12 protein-coding genes are annotated in these 14,643 nt (G+C 68.3%); 5 read left to right on the forward strand and 7 right to left on the reverse strand.

All coding sequences use genetic code 11. The features are described 5' to 3' along the window. Positions 1–12: 12 nt before the first annotated feature. Both M8R19_RS03665 and M8R19_RS03670 read left to right on the forward strand, forming a co-directional pair. Positions 13–1,080 (forward strand): HlyD family secretion protein, encoded by a 1,068-nt coding sequence (locus tag M8R19_RS03665; RefSeq protein ID WP_249917054.1) that lies wholly within the window; start codon positions 13–15, stop codon positions 1,078–1,080. Further along, positions 1,077–2,489 (forward strand): efflux transporter outer membrane subunit, encoded by a 1,413-nt coding sequence (locus M8R19_RS03670; RefSeq protein WP_116424954.1) that lies wholly within the window; start codon positions 1,077–1,079, stop codon positions 2,487–2,489. The genes M8R19_RS03665 and M8R19_RS03670 overlap by 4 nt, the downstream gene beginning before the upstream one ends. A 437-nt stretch (positions 2,490–2,926) precedes the next feature. Here M8R19_RS03670 and M8R19_RS03675 read toward each other — a convergent pair whose 3' ends face one another. Next, on the reverse strand, positions 2,927–4,297 hold the full coding sequence (locus M8R19_RS03675; RefSeq protein WP_502942785.1) for a DUF1329 domain-containing protein: 1,371 nt from the start codon (positions 4,295–4,297) through the stop codon (positions 2,927–2,929). A 23-nt stretch (positions 4,298–4,320) separates the two neighbouring features. After that, on the reverse strand, positions 4,321–6,294 hold the full coding sequence (locus tag M8R19_RS03680) for a DUF1302 domain-containing protein (RefSeq protein ID WP_249917055.1): 1,974 nt from the start codon (positions 6,292–6,294) through the stop codon (positions 4,321–4,323). 446 nt (positions 6,295–6,740) lie between these two features. On the opposite strand from M8R19_RS03680, the gene M8R19_RS03685 reads away from it, so the two are divergent. Both M8R19_RS03685 and M8R19_RS03690 read left to right on the forward strand, forming a co-directional pair. Further along, positions 6,741–7,607: a pirin family protein gene (locus tag M8R19_RS03685; RefSeq protein ID WP_249917056.1), complete on the forward strand. Its 867-nt coding sequence runs from the start codon at positions 6,741–6,743 to the stop codon at positions 7,605–7,607. A gap of 40 nt (positions 7,608–7,647) precedes the next feature. Beyond that, on the forward strand, positions 7,648–8,880 hold the full coding sequence (locus M8R19_RS03690) for a sugar MFS transporter (RefSeq protein WP_249917057.1): 1,233 nt from the start codon (positions 7,648–7,650) through the stop codon (positions 8,878–8,880). A 415-nt stretch (positions 8,881–9,295) separates the two neighbouring features. Here M8R19_RS03690 and M8R19_RS03695 read toward each other — a convergent pair whose 3' ends face one another. From M8R19_RS03695 to M8R19_RS03715, 5 genes are all read right to left on the reverse strand, one after another. Continuing rightward, entirely contained in the window at positions 9,296–10,027 is a 732-nt protein-coding gene (locus tag M8R19_RS03695; protein ID WP_116424949.1) for a dienelactone hydrolase family protein, read from the reverse strand. Between the two features lie 73 nt (positions 10,028–10,100). Beyond that, entirely contained in the window at positions 10,101–11,999 is a 1,899-nt protein-coding gene (gene htpG / locus M8R19_RS03700; RefSeq protein ID WP_249917058.1) for a molecular chaperone HtpG, read from the reverse strand. A gap of 98 nt (positions 12,000–12,097) precedes the next feature. Then, complete coding sequence (locus M8R19_RS03705; protein WP_249917059.1) at positions 12,098–13,327, reverse strand: MFS transporter; 1,230 nt, start codon at positions 13,325–13,327, stop codon at positions 12,098–12,100. A 13-nt stretch (positions 13,328–13,340) separates the two neighbouring features. Beyond that, positions 13,341–13,787: a PaaI family thioesterase gene (locus M8R19_RS03710; protein ID WP_249917060.1), complete on the reverse strand. Its 447-nt coding sequence runs from the start codon at positions 13,785–13,787 to the stop codon at positions 13,341–13,343. Further along, entirely contained in the window at positions 13,784–14,251 is a 468-nt protein-coding gene (locus M8R19_RS03715) for a PaaI family thioesterase (RefSeq protein WP_058489164.1), read from the reverse strand. The genes M8R19_RS03710 and M8R19_RS03715 overlap by 4 nt, the downstream gene beginning before the upstream one ends. A gap of 161 nt (positions 14,252–14,412) precedes the next feature. Between M8R19_RS03715 and M8R19_RS03720 the strand changes: the two genes are divergently transcribed. Next, on the forward strand, positions 14,413–14,643 hold the full coding sequence (locus tag M8R19_RS03720; protein WP_249917061.1) for a hypothetical protein: 231 nt from the start codon (positions 14,413–14,415) through the stop codon (positions 14,641–14,643).

The following is a 14,643-nucleotide window of genomic DNA, read 5'->3' on the forward strand; positions in this document are numbered from 1 at the left end:
CGGAAAGCCATCATGTCCAAGACATTCCTCACTTCCCGCCGCGCGAGCCTGACAATGGCCACGCTGCTGCTGCTCGCCGCCCTGGCCTGGCTGCTGCTGCGCCTGCTCGGCCCGGAGCGCGAACAGAGCACCGACGATGCCTACGTGCACGCCGACTTCACCCTGGTGGCGCCCAAGGTCGCCGGCATCGTCGACGGCGTATTGGTCGAAGACAACCAGTCGGTGAAGGCCGGCCAGGTGCTGGCGCGCATCGATCCACGGGACTACCAGGCCGCGCTGGCCGCCGCCGGGGCCGAGCTGCTCTCGGCGCGGGCGCGCCTGCGCCACGTCGGCGCCGACCTGGAGCGCCAACAGGCGGTGATCGCCCAGAGCGCCGCCCAGGTCGCGGCCGACCAGGCCACCCAGCGCTTCGCCCAGCAGGAACTGCAGCGCTACCAGCACCTCGCCAGCCAGGGCGCCGGCACCCTGCAGAACGCCCAGCAGGCGCGCTCGCGCCTGGACAACGCCCAGGCCGCGCTGGACAAGGCGCGCGCCGCCAACCTGGCCGCGCGCAAGCAGCTGGACGTGCTGCTGGCCCAGCAGGCCGAGGCGCAGAGCGCGGTGCAGCGCGACGAGGCGCAGTTGCAGCAGGCGCAGCTGAACCTGTCCTACTGCGAGATCCGCGCGCCCTTCGACGGCATGGTCGGCCGCCGCGGCGTGCGCGTCGGCGCCTACGTCACCCCGGGCAGCCCGCTGCTGGCGGTGGTGCCGCTGCAGCAGGCCTACGTGGTCGGCAACTTCCAGGAAACCCAGCTCACCGAAGTGCATCCCGGCCAGGCGGTCGAAGTGCGCGTGGACACCTTCCCCGGCCAGGTGCTGCGCGGCCACGTCGACAGCATCGCCCCGGCCACCGGCCTGAGCTTCGCGCCCATCGCCCCGGACAACGCCACCGGCAACTTCACCAAGGTGGTGCAGCGCATCCCGGTGAAGATCGTCCTGGAACCGAACCAGGCGCTGCTGGCCCGCCTGCGCGTAGGCATGTCGGTGGTGGCCAGCATCGACACCGCCTCCGCCGGCGGCGAGCAGGTGGCTGCGCAATGAAGCACGCCCCGCTCCTGCTCGCCTGCCTGGCCCTGGGCGCCTGCAGCCTCGGCCCGGACTTCCGCCGACCCGACGCCCAGGCGCCGGCCGCCTGGAACACCAAGGGCGACGACGTCGCCAGCCGCCCCGCCGGCGGCGCCGTGGAAAGCCAGTGGTGGAAGCTGTTCAACGACCCGCAGCTGGACCGCCTGCAGGCCCGCGTGGCCGCCGGCAACCTCGACCTGCAAGCCGCCGCCGCGCGCCTGGAGCAGAGCCGGGCGATCCGCCGGGCGCTGGGCGCCGACGCCGTGCCGCAGGTGGATGGCAACGCCGGCTATGCGCGCCAGCGCAACAGCGAGGTGGGCCTGTCCGATCCGTCCGGCGAGGCTGGCCGGCACAACTTCAACCAGCTCGACGCCGGCTTCACCCTGAGCTGGGAGCTGGACCTGTGGGGCCGCGTGCGCCGCGAGCTGGAGGCCGCCGACGCGCAGGTGCAGGCCAGCGAGGCGAGCCGCCATGACGTGCTGGTGGCGGTGCTGGCCGAAAGCGCCCGCGACTATGTGCAACTGCGCGGCGAACAGGGCCGCGAGGCGATCCTGCGCGGCAATCTGGACATCGCCCGGCACAGCCTGCAGCTGACCCAGCTGCGCCGCGCCGAGGGCGTGGCCACCGAACTGGACGTCGCCGAGGCCAAGGCCCAGGTGGCGGTGATCGAGTCGCAACTGCCCGGCAGCCAGAAACGCCAGGCGCGCCTGCTCAACGCCCTGGCCTTCCTCCTCGGCGAACAACCCGGCGCGCTGACCGCCGAGCTGGCCCAGACCGCGCCCATCCCGCGCGCGCCCCAGGCGGTGCCGGTGGGCCTGCCCGCGGAACTGGCCCGGCGCCGCCCGGACATCCGCCAGGCCGAGGCCCTGCTGCACGCGGCCACCGCCAGCATCGGCGTGGCCCAGGCGGACTTCTACCCGCGCATCAGCCTCAACGGCGACTTCGGCTTCCAGGCCCTGCAACTGGCCAACTTCGGTGACTGGAACAGCCGCACCTTCGGCATCGGCCCCAGCCTGCACCTGCCGATCTTCGAAGGCGGCCGGCTGAAGGGCACCCTGGCCCTGCGCGAGGCGCAGCAGAAGGAAGCGGCCATCGCCTACCGGCGCACGGTGCTCAATGCCTGGCGCGAGGTGGACGATGCGCTGAACGACTACGCCGCCGACCAGCGCGAGCTGGCGGCCCTGGATGAAGCGGTGGAGCACGGCCGCACGGCCTTGGCCAATGCCCGAGAGCAGTACAAGGCGGGGGCCGTGGATTTCCTCAATGTGCTGAGTGCGCAGCGTGAGTTGCTGGCCAGTGAGGAGCGCCAGGTGCGCAGTAGCGAGGCGGTGGGGGTGAACCTGGCGCTGCTGTACAAGGCGCTGGGTGGGGGGTGGGAGTCGTAGGGCGTACAACAGTTCGCGGTTGTACGCCGTTACAGCTGTCTCGTGGCTGGCTTCGTGGTTGGTGTCGGAGTGAGGCCGGGCGGTGCTTCCTGGCCGAACCCGGAGCGTTGTGGGGCCACGGTCAGGCGGCGGATAACCGCGAACGGTTATTCGCCCTACGTTTGTCTGGGGCTTCTGTGCGATGCGAGAGCACCCTCTCCCCAGCCCTCGGCTGCGCGCCCCGCCCTGAAGGGAGAGGGGGCTTGTCCGTGCCGAGAGAAGATTTGGTGTTCCGGGCACTCGGTACAAGCCGGCTAACGCCGAAACATCCGAGCGCGCCGAACGGTCCCCTCTCCCTTCAGGGAGAGGGTTAGGGAGAGGGAGCGGAGTCAATCCAAAGCACAGCAGACCCCGGAGACTCCATTCGCGAGCAAGCTCGCTCCTACAAAAAGCGCGTCCTAACGGGAGGCCTTCCTCCGCAAAGCCGCCGGGCTGAACTCCGCCACGTCCGGCGCCGGCTTGCTGAAGTCGGCGGTGCCCGGCTCCTCGTTGTCCAGCCACTGCACGCTGTAGCGCCGCGACTGCAGGTCGTGGAAGGTGTCCAGCGCGGTCCAGACCATGGGCTGTTCGTAGAAGTTCTTCAGGTAGGCCATCGATACCCGCCACAGCTCGCCACGGCCATCGTACTGGTCGACCACCGCCGCGCCCCAGCTGTCCTCGTCCAGGTACAGGGTGCGCTTGCTGTAGATGTGCCGCGCGCCGGGCTTGAGCTTGCCTTCCACCACCCACACCCGGTGCAGTTCGTAGCGGGTGTATTTCGGGTTGATGTGGCCGGGGGTGAGCAGGTCCTTGTATTTCACCTCGGGGCTGGTGACCAGGTAGTTGTTGTAGGGGATGTAGATTTCCTTCTTGCCCACCAGGGTCCAGTTGTAGCGGTCCGGGGCGCCGTTGTACATGTCGGTGTCGTCGGCGGTGCGCAGGCCGTCGGAGTCTTCGATCGGGGTGTCGTAGGCCAGCGTCGGCGCGCGCCGCACGCGGCGCTGGCCGGGGCTGTAGCCCCAGGCCTGGCGCGGTTCCTTGACCTGGTCGAGGGTTTCCTGCACCAGCGCGCCCTCGCCTGCCAGGCGCGCCGGGGCGGTGGTGAAGGTCATGTAGTAGAACAGGGTGTTACCCAACTGATCGAAGCTGCCTTTCGGGTCGTAGAAGCGGAACAGCGCGGCGTCCTGGCTGGTGACCAGGGAGTAGGCGCCGTTGCGCTGCACGCCGGTCTGCGCCGAGCGCCGCTCGATGTAGCTGCCGCGGTAGCGGGCGATGTGGTTCCACAGCGCTTCCAGGCCGCTCTGCGGGATCGGGAAGGGAATGCCGCCGTAGGCGTCGGCGAAGCCGTTGCCGCCTTCCACCAGCTTGCCGCTGGTGGCGTTGCGGAAGGTGTTGTCGTACACCCACTGCGGCGCTGAACCGGAACGGCGGGTGGGGTACACCGGCATCTGGAAGCTGTCCGGGTAGGTGTTGAACAGGGCGATCTGGCCGGGGGTCAGGTTCGCCTTGTACTGCTCCAGGTTGGCCCTGGTGATGGTGAATTGCGGCTTGTCGCCGGCGAAGGGGTCGACGTGGTGGCTGCCCGGGCCCTTGTAGCCGGCCGGCGCCTGGGTCAGGCCGCCGCTCCAGGCGGGGATGCTGCCGGCGGCGTTGCCGGCCTTCTCGGCGCCCAGCGGCGTCAGGCTGCTCTTGAGCTGTGCGGCCTGGTCGGCGCTCACCGCCGCGCGGGCGTCGGTCGCCACCAGGGCCGCCAGGGCCAGCAGCGCGATCATGGGTTTCTTGGCGATCATGCGAGTCTCCATCACCTGGCTGATCAGAACGAGTACTTGGCGCTGATCGAGACGTTGTCCCGGTCACGCATGGAGTTGTTCACCCCGGCGCCGTAGTAGTTGGTGTACTGCATGCCCACCTGGAAAGTGTTCAGGTAGGTGGCGTCGGCGCCCAGGGTGTAGGCCTTGCGCCCTTCGATGAAGTTGCCGGTGCGGTCGGAGTTGCCCTTGAAGTCGTCCTGGTAGACCACGTAGGGACTGAGCTTCACGCCGGCGAACACGTCGTTCCAGGTGCCGCTGAGCAGCAGGGTGTAGCCGTAGCTGTCGCGGCTGATCTGGTCGCCGTCGTCGGAGCCGCCGACATAGGACTTGTCCTGGGCGCCGACGAAGCGGCGCTTGCTGCCGTCCCAGGCGGTGTACTCCAGGCTGCTGCCGCGGATGAACTCGCCGGCCAGCTCGGCCACGCCCACCACCGAGTCGAAGGTCATGTGCGGGCCGAAGTTGTAGATGCCGGTCAGCGAGGCGTTGTAGGTCTCGGCGCGCTCGTAGTTCTGGAACAGCGAGCCGCGGCACAACTGCTTGCCGGACACCGCCGCGCAGGCCTGGTCGGCCGGGGTGTTGGCGTCGTAGAGGTTGGTCAGGCCGAGCACGCCCTGGGTCAGCAGGTCGCCGAGCAGGTCGTTGGTGGCCGCGATGCTGATCGGCATGTTCGGCCGGTAGGCCAGCTCGCCGGCCACCGAGGCGTCGCCCAGGGTGGTGTTGAAGCTGAAGCCGTACATGCGGATGTCTTCGACGTAGTCGCGGCGCGCCTGGGCGTTGCTGGCCAGGTCCAGGGTGGCCAGGCCGGGCACCGCCTCGCCCAGGCCCAGCGGGCCGAGCACGCCGTTGAGGGCGGCGATGTCGGCGCCCTGATAGCTGCGCAGGTCCACCGCCACCTGGGGTTCCTTGGCGTGGTAGTTGACGAAGTACAGGCCGAACTCGGTGGAGTTGAGCTGCTCGGCGATGTAGCGGAAGGCCACGCCGTACTGGCCGCTGTCGCGGGCGTCGAGGTCCTTGCCGATGCTGGCCACTTTGAAGGTGCCGGTGTTGGGGTTGAGGTAGGCGTTCGGGCCGGCCGGGCCGTTGCCCAGCAGGCCGAGCCCGGCCACCAGCGGGTAGCCGGCCAGCAGCTGCTTGAACTCCGGGCTGTCTTCGGTGGTGTAGGCGACGTCGCCGCCGTCGGCGAACAGGTCGGTGTCGGCGAAATAGGTGCCCACCGGGTCCAGGCGCGTCTCCTTCCACTTCCACTGGTAGTAGCTTTCCATCGACAGGTTGTCGGTCAGCCCAAGGTTGAAGCTCAGCGCCTCCACCGGCACCAGCACTTCCTTGAGCTCCGAACCCGGCAGGTGGAAGCGCGAGGCGTCCACCGGGTTGATGGTGTTGATGCCGCCGCGGTAGAAGGTGCTCTCGCCCCAGTTCAGCACCTGGCGGCCGACGCGGCCGGTGACCGGGTGCTCGGCGATGTCCCAGTCGCCGGAGAGGTAGGCGTCGAGCAGCTCGGCCTTGCGCCCGGCGATGTGGCGGGTGTCCTGGGTGAAGCGGTCGTCGTCGGGGTAGGACTGGCTGGGGCGCTCGACGCCGTCGGTGGTGCTCAGGTAGTCGTTGCGCTTGTCCATGATCTGCGTGTCGTAGTAGGCGGTGCCACGCATGAACAGGCCGTAGTTCTGGTACTTGGCCGAGAGGTCCGAGGTGAGCTTGAACACCTGGGAGACCAGGCCCTTGTCGAAGTTGCGGTTGCCGTCGTCGGTGTTGATGTCGTCTATGTTCTCGGTGCCACGGCCCTGCACGCGCCACATGGCGCCGTACGACAGGGTACTGTCCAGCGAGCCGGTGACCTGGTTGTCGGCGAAGCTGAACTCGACGGCCTGGACACTGCCCGCCACCAGCAACGGCAGCAGCCCCATGAGCGCGCCGGCGCGCCTGGGCGCCCAGAACGACGGGTTGCCCCAACCCCTTTCGATGCACGTACGACGGTTCATCGAAGCATTACCTCCATGACGGCCAAGATTTATCGCCCCGGGCATTGCGTCCGGCGCTGTTCTTATTCGTTTCTCGGCTGCTGGCCGGTCTGGCGGCCCAGCAGTACAACTCCTCGGATGGCGCTTGCCGGCGCCGGCTGGCTCCTCTGGCGAATCCCCTGCACGCGGAATCTGGCACGATAGTACAAGCAAGGTAACAAACTGTTTCCCCACTTGCCAACCCGAAAGCATGAACGCCCATCGCACGAAAGCGCGATCCAGACGGATTGGACTTCAGGCAGCGAAGGCTCCGCAATGACAGGTCGCGCCACTGCGACTCACAAATCTGACCGTCGGCCCGGCGGCGGCAGGCAGCCGGCGAAGGAAACGAGCCGGCCCGCGCCCGGGCTCAGCGCTGCGGCGGCGAGCGGCTATCCTATTGGCCATAGCCTTCCGGAAGCCTCGCCATGACCGCCGCCCCCTTCGCCATCCGCCCCCACGCCGACGACGTGGAGGGCATGCCCATCCTGCGCGCCCTGCCTTCCGCGCAATTCCGCAGCATCGGCCCCTTCGTGTTCTTCGACCACATGCTGGCCACCGACTTCGCGCCGGGCCAGGGCATGAACATCAACCAGCACCCGCACATCGGCCTGTCCACCCTCACCTACCTGTTCGAAGGCCAGGTGCAGCACAAGGACAGCCTGGGTTCGGACCAGTTGGTGCTGCCCGGCGACGTCAGCTGGATGACCGCCGGGCGCGGCGTCGCCCACGTCGAGCGCACCCCGCGGGCGCTGCGCGAAAGCGGTTCGCGCCTGCACGGCCTGCAGGTCTGGCTGGCCCTGCCCCAGGCCGAGGAAGACCGCGAGCCGAGCTACAGCCACCACCCGCTGGCCAGCCTGCCGCAGAGCGAGAGCCTGGGCGTTCGCATCCGCCTGATCGCCGGCAACGGCTTCTGCCTGGTCTCGCCGGTGCCGGTGCTGTCGCCGACCTTGTATGCCGATATCGAGATGGTTGCCGGCAGCACCCTGACGCTGCCGCCTGAACATCCGCAAAGGGCGCTCTATCTATTGGAAGGCGAGGCCCTGCTCGACGACGATCCCGCGCCGCTGCGCCAGTTGCTGGTCCTGCCCGAGGGCGCAAGCCCGGTGCTGAGCGCCTGCGCCGACTGCCGCGCGGTGCTGATCGGCGGCGAGCCGCTGGACGGCGCGCGGCGAATGAACTGGAACTTCGTCGCCAGCGACCCCGCGCTGATCGACGAGGCCCGCCGGCGCTGGGCCGCCGGCGACTGGCCGACGGTCCCCGGCGAGCGCGAGCGCATCGAGCTGCCGCGCTGAGGCGCGGCCCTCCCCTTTCCTTCCACGTCCTGGAGCTGCCATGCCAGAGCAGAATCGTCACGCCGGCGCACTCACGGTGCTCACCGTGCTGTTCTTCATGTGGGGCCTGATCACCTCGCTGAACGACATCCTGGTGCCGCACCTGAAGGCGGTGTTCACCCTCAACTACGTGCAGGCGTCGCTGGTGCAGTTCAGCTTCTTCACCGCCTACTTCGTCATGTCCTTCCCGGCCGGGCGGCTGGTGGAGCGCCTGGGCTACAAGCGCGGGATCATCGTCGGCCTGGTCACCGCTGGAGTCGGATGCCTGTTGTTCCTGCCTGCGGCCGGCGCGCAATCCTACCCGGCGTTCCTCGCCGCGCTGTTCATCCTGGCCTCGGGCATCACCCTGCTGCAGGTGGCGGCCAACCCCTACGTCAACGTGCTCGGCAGCCCGCAGTCGGCGGCCAGCCGGCTGAACATGACCCAGGCCTTCAACTCCCTGGGCACCACCGTCGGCCCGCTGGTAGGCTCGGTGACCATCCTCGCCATCGGCGCGGGCGCGGCCAGCGAACTGGGCAGCGCCGCCGCCGAGGCCGACTCGGTGAAGATGCCCTACCTGGTGCTGGCCGCCCTGCTGTTCGCCATCGCCGTGCTGATCGGCCTGTTCCGCCTGCCGCGCATCAGCCACGGCGAACCCAGCGACGGCGCGGCCGCCGGCCGGCAGTCGCTGCTCGCCCACCGGCACCTGGTGTACGGGGTGGTCGGCATCTTCTGCTACGTCGGCGCCGAGGTGGCCATCGGCAGCTACCTGGTCAGCCTGATGGGCCAACCGGACATCGCCGGCCTGCCCGGCGAGCAGGCCAGCAAGTTCCTCTCGCTGTACTGGGGCGGCGCCATGATCGGCCGATTCATCGGCAGCGTGCTGATGCGCAGCATCCGCCCCAACCGCATCCTGGCCTTCAACGCGGTGACCAACGCCGTGCTGCTGGCGGTGGCCATCGGCGTGGGCGGCCACGTGGCGATGTGGGCGCTGATCCTGATCGGCCTGTTCAACTCGATCATGTTCCCGACCATCTTCTCCCTGGCCCTGGAAGGCCTGGGCAACCTGACCAGCAAGGGCTCGGGCCTGCTGTGCATGGCCATCGTCGGCGGCGCCCTGGTGCCGCTGGTGCAGGGGTTCTTCGCCGACCATATCGGCCTGCTGCATTCCTTCGCCATTCCGCTGGTGTGCTACCTGTATATCTGCTGGTTCGGTGCGCGGGGGTATCGGGCGGATGAGGCTGGGGCAAGGTGAGGAGGCAATCGCGGACGGAGTCCGCTCCTACAGTTCCAGGAAAGCCCGTAGGATGGGTTGAGCGAAGCGATACCCATCACCGCAACCGCATGGGTTTCGCAAGCTCAACCCATCTTACGAAGAACGCCTCGGCGCAGACAGTTGCTCCTACAGTTCCAGGGAAGCACGGGCGCAGGAGCGGACCTTGTCCGCGATTGGATTCACCGGCCACACCGGACGCCCCGGCGCCACGAATAGGTGTTTCTGCGTAGGGCGCATAACGCCTACGGCTTTATCCGCCGAATCGCGGACGGAGTCCGCTCCTACGGTTCCAGGGAAGCACGGGCGTAGGAGCGGACTTTGTCCGCGATTGGATTCAGCGGCCGCACCGGACGCCCCGGTGTGCCGGACTTTTGCATGGCCGAACGAAACAGCCCTACTCGCCAAACTTCTCATCCAGCAGGTCATACATCGCCTGGAACGCCCGGCGGGCCACCTTGGCGTCGTATTGCATCTTGCCCGGAATCTGGGCCTGCGGATCGGTGAAGGAATGCGCGGCGCCACCATAGCTGGTCAACGCCCAGTCCACGCCGGCGTCGTTCATTTCCTTGGCGAAATCGAGCAGTTGCTCGCGCGGCACCAGCGGGTCGATGGCGCCGTCGAGGACCAGCACCGAGCCCTTGATGTTCTTCGCATCCGCCGGATTCGGCGAATCCAGGGTACCGTGGAAGGACACCGCCGCGGCCAGCGGCGCGCCGTCGCGGGCCAGGTCCAGGGCACAGCAGCCGCCAAAGCAGAAGCCGAAGGCAGCCAGCTTGGCACCATCGATCGGCGCCTTGCCGGCCTGGGCCTGGAGTGCCTTGAAGGCTCCCTGCATGCGGCGGCGCAGCGCGGCGCGATCGTTCTTCAGCGGCATCATGGCGGCGCCGGCCTGCTCCGGGCCGTCGGGGCGCACGTCCTTGCCGTAGAGGTCGGCCACCAGCACCACGTAGCCGTGGCCGGCGACCTGGCGGGCGATGTCCAGGGCGCCCTGGCTGACGCCCATCCAGTTCGGCGCCATCAGCAGGCCGGGGCGCTGCACGGTGCTGGAGGCGTCGAAGACCAGTTGACCTTCGAAGGACACGCCGTCGACTTCATAAGCGACGGGTTGGACGCTGATCTGGCTCATGGGGTGACTTCCTTCAGTGGGAGTAGGAAAAGCACAAAGCCCGCGTAGGCGGGCTTTGTGTGAGGTTACCGGCTCAGGCGGAAAGTTCCACCAGCAGCTTGTTCAGGCGACGCACGTAGGCGGCCGGGTCCTTGAGGCTGTCGCCGGCGGCCAGGGCGGCCTGGTCGAAGAGGATGTGCGCCAGTTCGCCGAAGCGGTCCTCGTCCGGCTCCGCGTCGAGCTTCTCGATCAGCGGGTGGGCCGGGTTGAACTCGAAGATCGGCTTCGACTCCGGCACCTTCTGCCCGCTGGCCTCGAGAATCTGGCGCATCTGCAGGCCGAGGTCGGCCTCGCCGATGGCGAGGATCGCCGGCGAGTCGGTCAGGCGGTGCGACACGCGCACTTCGGCGACTTCCTCGCCGAGGGCGGCCTTCAGGCGCTCCACCAGGCCTTCCTTCGCCTTGGCCACTTCTTCCTGGGCCTTCTTGTCCTCTTCGGAATCCAGGCTGCCCAGGTCCAGGTCGCCGCGGGCGACGTCGACGAAGGCCTTGCCGTCGAAGTCCGACAGGTAGCTCATCAGCCACTCGTCGATGCGGTCGGTGAGCAGCAGCACTTCGATGCCTTTCTTGCGGAAGACTTCCAGGTGCGGGCTGCTCTTCACCTGCGCGTAGCTCTCGCCGGTGAGGTAGTAGATCTTGTCCTGGCCTTCCTTCAGGCGGCCCAGGTAGTCGGCCAGGGACACGCTCTGCTCGCCGGACTCGTCGCTGGTGGAGGAGAAGCGCAGCAGGCCCGCGATCTTTTCCTTGTTGGCGAAGTCTTCCGCCGGGCCTTCCTTGAGGACCTGGCCGAAGTTCTTCCAGAAGCCCTTGTAGGCCTCGGGATCGTTGCTCGCCAGCTTCTCCAGCATGTCCAGCACGCGCTTGGTCAGCGCCGACTTCATCGAGTCGATCACCGGGCCGGACTGGAGGATCTCGCGGGAGACGTTCAGCGACAGGTCGTTGGAGTCCACCACGCCCTTGATGAAGCGCAGGTACAGCGGCAGGAACTGCTCGGCCTGGTCCATGATGAACACGCGCTGCACGTACAGCTTCAGGCCGCGCGGGGCCTCGCGGTGGTACAGGTCGAACGGCGCCCGGCCGGGCACGTAGAGCAGCGAGGTGTATTCCAGCTTGCCTTCGACCTTGTTGTGGCTCCAGCTCAGCGGGTTCTCGAAGTCATGCGCGATGTGCTTGTAGAACTCCTGGTATTCCTCGTCCTTGATCTCGGTGCGTGGACGGGTCCACAGTGCGCTGGCGCGGTTGACCACTTCCCACTCGGTTTCCGCCGGCGCCTCTTCACCGTGCTGTTCTTTCGGCAGCTCGATGGGCAGGGCGATGTGGTCGGAGTATTTCTTGATGACGTTGCGCAGGCGCCAGCCATCGGCGAACTCGTCTTCGCCGTCCTTCAGGTGCAGGACGATGCGGGTGCCGCGCTCGGGCTTGTCGACGGTGGCGACTTCGAACTCGCCCTCGCCCTTCGACGACCAGTGCACGCCCTCGCTGGCCGGGGCGCCGGCGCGGCGGGTGAAGACGTCGACCTTGTCGGCGACGATGAAGGCGCTGTAGAAGCCCACGCCGAACTGGCCGATCAGGTGCGAATCCTTCTTCTGGTCGCCCGAGAGGTTCTTCAGGAAGTCGGCGGTGCCGGACTTGGCGATGGTGCCCAGGTGCGCGATCACTTCCTCGCGGCTCATGCCGATGCCGTTGTCTTCGAGGGTGACGGTCCTGGCGTCCTTGTCGAAGCTGACGCGGATCTTCAGCTCGGCGCCGCCTTCGAGCAGCTCGGGCTTGGCCAGGGCCTCGAAACGCAGCTTGTCGGCCGCGTCGGAGGCGTTGGAAATCAGTTCGCGGAGGAAGATTTCCTTGTTCGAATACAGGGAATGGATCATCAGGTGAAGCAGTTGCTTCACTTCGGTCTGAAAGCCCAGGGTCTCTTTCTGCGTCTCCACGCTCATAGGTTCTCGCTCCGAGGATGACAAAAGCCGCAGCGGGCGGCGGATGTCAGCGAGATGGGGGCTTCCTGAAGCTTTTCAAGGGTTTGCCGCGACGAACGTCACTGCGGCAGGAGTTCGATGGCGCTGATCTCCGCAGGCCGCAGGCTGTAGCTGGCCTGGCCGGCGCCGGTGAGCAGGTGGCGGATGACCACCCGGCCGTTCGGGTCCAGGCCGGTGAACACGCCTTCGGCCACGCGCCCGCGTTCGGTGGTCACGCGCATGCCGCGGTTGACGTAGCGCTGCGGCTCGGCCTGCAGGCGCTCCAGGCTCAGCGGCCGCGTCGCGCTGCCGGGCTGCGGCGCAGCGGGCCCGGGTTCGGCCACCGGGGCGCTGGCCTCGGCGCGCGGCGCCAGCTTCGGGTAGCGGTCGCCGCGCACCGCCCAGCCACGACTGGCGCTGCGCTTGAGCTCCAGGTCCAGGTGCTGCGCTTCGCCGTCCAGGCGGAAGTCCAGCGGCACCTGCATGATCGGGCCCAGGGGCTCCAGGCGCGTCTCGGGCAATTCCAGCTGGCGGCCCGGGAAGCGCCGCTGCAGGTAGTCGCGCAGGACGTAGGCCAGGGTGTCGGCGGAGTCGAAACGGGTGTCCACCTGGCCGTCGCGGTAGCGCAGGCGGTCGGTGTACAGCTCGATGCGGCCGCTGAGGGTGGTGCGGTATTCCGTCGGCAGCACCAGGTGGAAGTCGCCGCGCAGGCGGTTGGGCGCCTCGGGCTGCAGGTCCAGGTGCAGGCTGTAGCCGCGCTCCAGGCGCACGGCCTCGGGCAGGTCGGCGCCCGGCGCCAGCCAGCTGACCTCCACCACGGGCCGCGGCCCGCGGTCGTCCGGCAGCACGTCCAGGCGCAGCGGCCCGTGCGGCTGGGCGGCCAGGCGGATGCGCACCGCGCGGTGGGCATAGAAGTCCTGGCCCTCGCGCAGGCTGAGCACGCCGTCGATCAGCTCCGCCTGCTGCGGCGCGAAGGCCTGGCCGTCGAGTTCGCCGCGCAGGGCGATGTCCAGCTCCGGCGCCGCCGCCGGCTCGCTGCGCAACCATTGCAGGCTGAGGATGGCCTCAAGCCGCGCGCTGTCGCGGCTGGCGAGCATGGCCAGGCCGACGACCAGGGGAATGCAGCCCAGGGCGCCGAGAAACAGCGCCTTGCGCGCGAAGCCCCAGTGCCGCGCCAGGAACACCGGCGCCAGCGGCGGCAGCAGGCAGGCCAGGCCCCACAGCGGGCCGCGCGCGAACGCCAGCATGACCAGCCAGGCGTAGCCGGCCAGGATCAGCAACAGCCCGCCGAGGATCAGCAGCGTGTCCATCGAGCCCCCGGCCTCAGGCGCCGTCGACCTTGAAATGCGCCCGCGCGGTGGCGATCGGCTCGGCGCGGGTGCTCTGCCAGGCGGTGATGGCGACGTTGGCCACGCGCCGGCCCTGGCGCCACACCTGGCACTGGGCGTAGGTGTCGCGGAAGTGCCCGGCGCGCAGGTAGTCGACGGAGAAGTCGATGATCTTCGGCAGGTGCGGCACGCCCATGAGCATCAGCAGGTGCAGCATGGCCGCGTGTTCCATGAAGCCGGCGATCACCCCGCCGTGCAGCGCCGGCAGCGTCGGGTTGCCGATGTTGTCGCGGCTGGCCGGCAGGTGGAAGATCACCTCCTCGCCCAGGCGCAGGCAGCGGATGCCGATCAGCCGGGCGTAGGGGATCATGTCCAGCAGCGGGCTGAAATCGTTGTCCTGGTGCATCTGGCGCAGCAGGCTCTCGATGTCCGGCGTGCTCATGCGCCCTCCCCCTTGGCGCCCGCCGGCGCGCCGGTGGCGCCCTTGCCCAGGCGCATGAAGGTGCCGACCACGTGGGCGATGGGCTGCTCGGGGTCGTCCTGGTAGGCGATGCCGCGGGTGAAGATGACGGTGGGCGTCACCCGGTAGCACTCGGCGAAACCGAAGATGTCCTTGTGCGGCTCGGCCGGGTGCATGTAGTCGATGCGCAGGTCGAGTGTCGGGCAGATCTCGAACTGCGGCAGCACGCAGATGGTGGAGATGCCGCAGGTGGTGTCCATCAGGGTGGTGATGGCGCCGCCGTGGATCACGCCGGTTTCCGGATTGCCAACGATCGCTTCGCTATAAGGCAGGCGCAGGGTCAAACCCTTTTCGTCCGCGGCATGGGCCGCGATGCCCAGCACCTGGCAATGGCGCAGGACGGCGAGGAAGCGTTGCGCGCGCTCTAGAATGGACATTTCACTCATGCGGATCGGGGCCCCGGGATGCTCGAAGGCGCATGATACTCCGCCGCCAACGGGCCCTGCAGTGAATAATCGTAGTGCCGGCGCAAACTTGCGTTGAACTTCTGAGGAAGGTCTCAGCTCAAAGGGCTAACACCAGGAACGCCGCACATGGAGGCTCCACGATGAAAAAAACCCTTCCCTTCGCTCTGATGCTGGTTGCAGGCCTGACTCTGGCCGGCTGCGACAAGAAAGAAGAGCCCAAGGCCCCGCCGGCCACGCCGAGCACCGAGCAGCCGGCGACCCCGGCGCCGACCACTCCGCCGACCACTCCGCCGGCCAACGAAGCCGCTCCGGCGCCGACCACCCCGGCTCCGGACACCGCGCCGGCTCCGTCCAACGAGGAGCAGAAGTAA

It is taken from the genome of Pseudomonas sp. R3.Fl (genome assembly GCF_023516765.1).
In the GTDB taxonomy this organism is placed as follows: Bacteria; Pseudomonadota; Gammaproteobacteria; order Pseudomonadales; family Pseudomonadaceae; genus Pseudomonas; species Pseudomonas citronellolis.

Excerpts from the sequence above, each read along its gene's own strand:
- M8R19_RS03665 (WP_249917054.1), top strand. The coding sequence starts at position 13 with ATGTCCAAGACATTCCTCACTTCCCGCCGCGCGAGCCTGACAATGGCC.
- M8R19_RS03670 (WP_116424954.1), top strand. The coding sequence starts at position 1,077 with ATGAAGCACGCCCCGCTCCTGCTCGCCTGCCTGGCCCTGGGCGCCTGC.
- M8R19_RS03675 (WP_502942785.1), bottom strand. The coding sequence starts at position 4,297 with ATGATCGCCAAGAAACCCATGATCGCGCTGCTGGCCCTGGCGGCCCTG.
- M8R19_RS03680 (WP_249917055.1), bottom strand. The coding sequence starts at position 6,294 with ATGAACCGTCGTACGTGCATCGAAAGGGGTTGGGGCAACCCGTCGTTC.
- M8R19_RS03685 (WP_249917056.1), top strand. The coding sequence starts at position 6,741 with ATGACCGCCGCCCCCTTCGCCATCCGCCCCCACGCCGACGACGTGGAG.
- M8R19_RS03690 (WP_249917057.1), top strand. The coding sequence starts at position 7,648 with ATGCCAGAGCAGAATCGTCACGCCGGCGCACTCACGGTGCTCACCGTG.
- M8R19_RS03695 (WP_116424949.1), bottom strand. The coding sequence starts at position 10,027 with ATGAGCCAGATCAGCGTCCAACCCGTCGCTTATGAAGTCGACGGCGTG.
- htpG (WP_249917058.1), bottom strand. The coding sequence starts at position 11,999 with ATGAGCGTGGAGACGCAGAAAGAGACCCTGGGCTTTCAGACCGAAGTG.
- M8R19_RS03705 (WP_249917059.1), bottom strand. The coding sequence starts at position 13,327 with ATGGACACGCTGCTGATCCTCGGCGGGCTGTTGCTGATCCTGGCCGGC.
- M8R19_RS03710 (WP_249917060.1), bottom strand. The coding sequence starts at position 13,787 with ATGAGCACGCCGGACATCGAGAGCCTGCTGCGCCAGATGCACCAGGAC.
- M8R19_RS03715 (WP_058489164.1), bottom strand. The coding sequence starts at position 14,251 with ATGAGTGAAATGTCCATTCTAGAGCGCGCGCAACGCTTCCTCGCCGTC.
- M8R19_RS03720 (WP_249917061.1), top strand. The coding sequence starts at position 14,413 with ATGAAAAAAACCCTTCCCTTCGCTCTGATGCTGGTTGCAGGCCTGACT.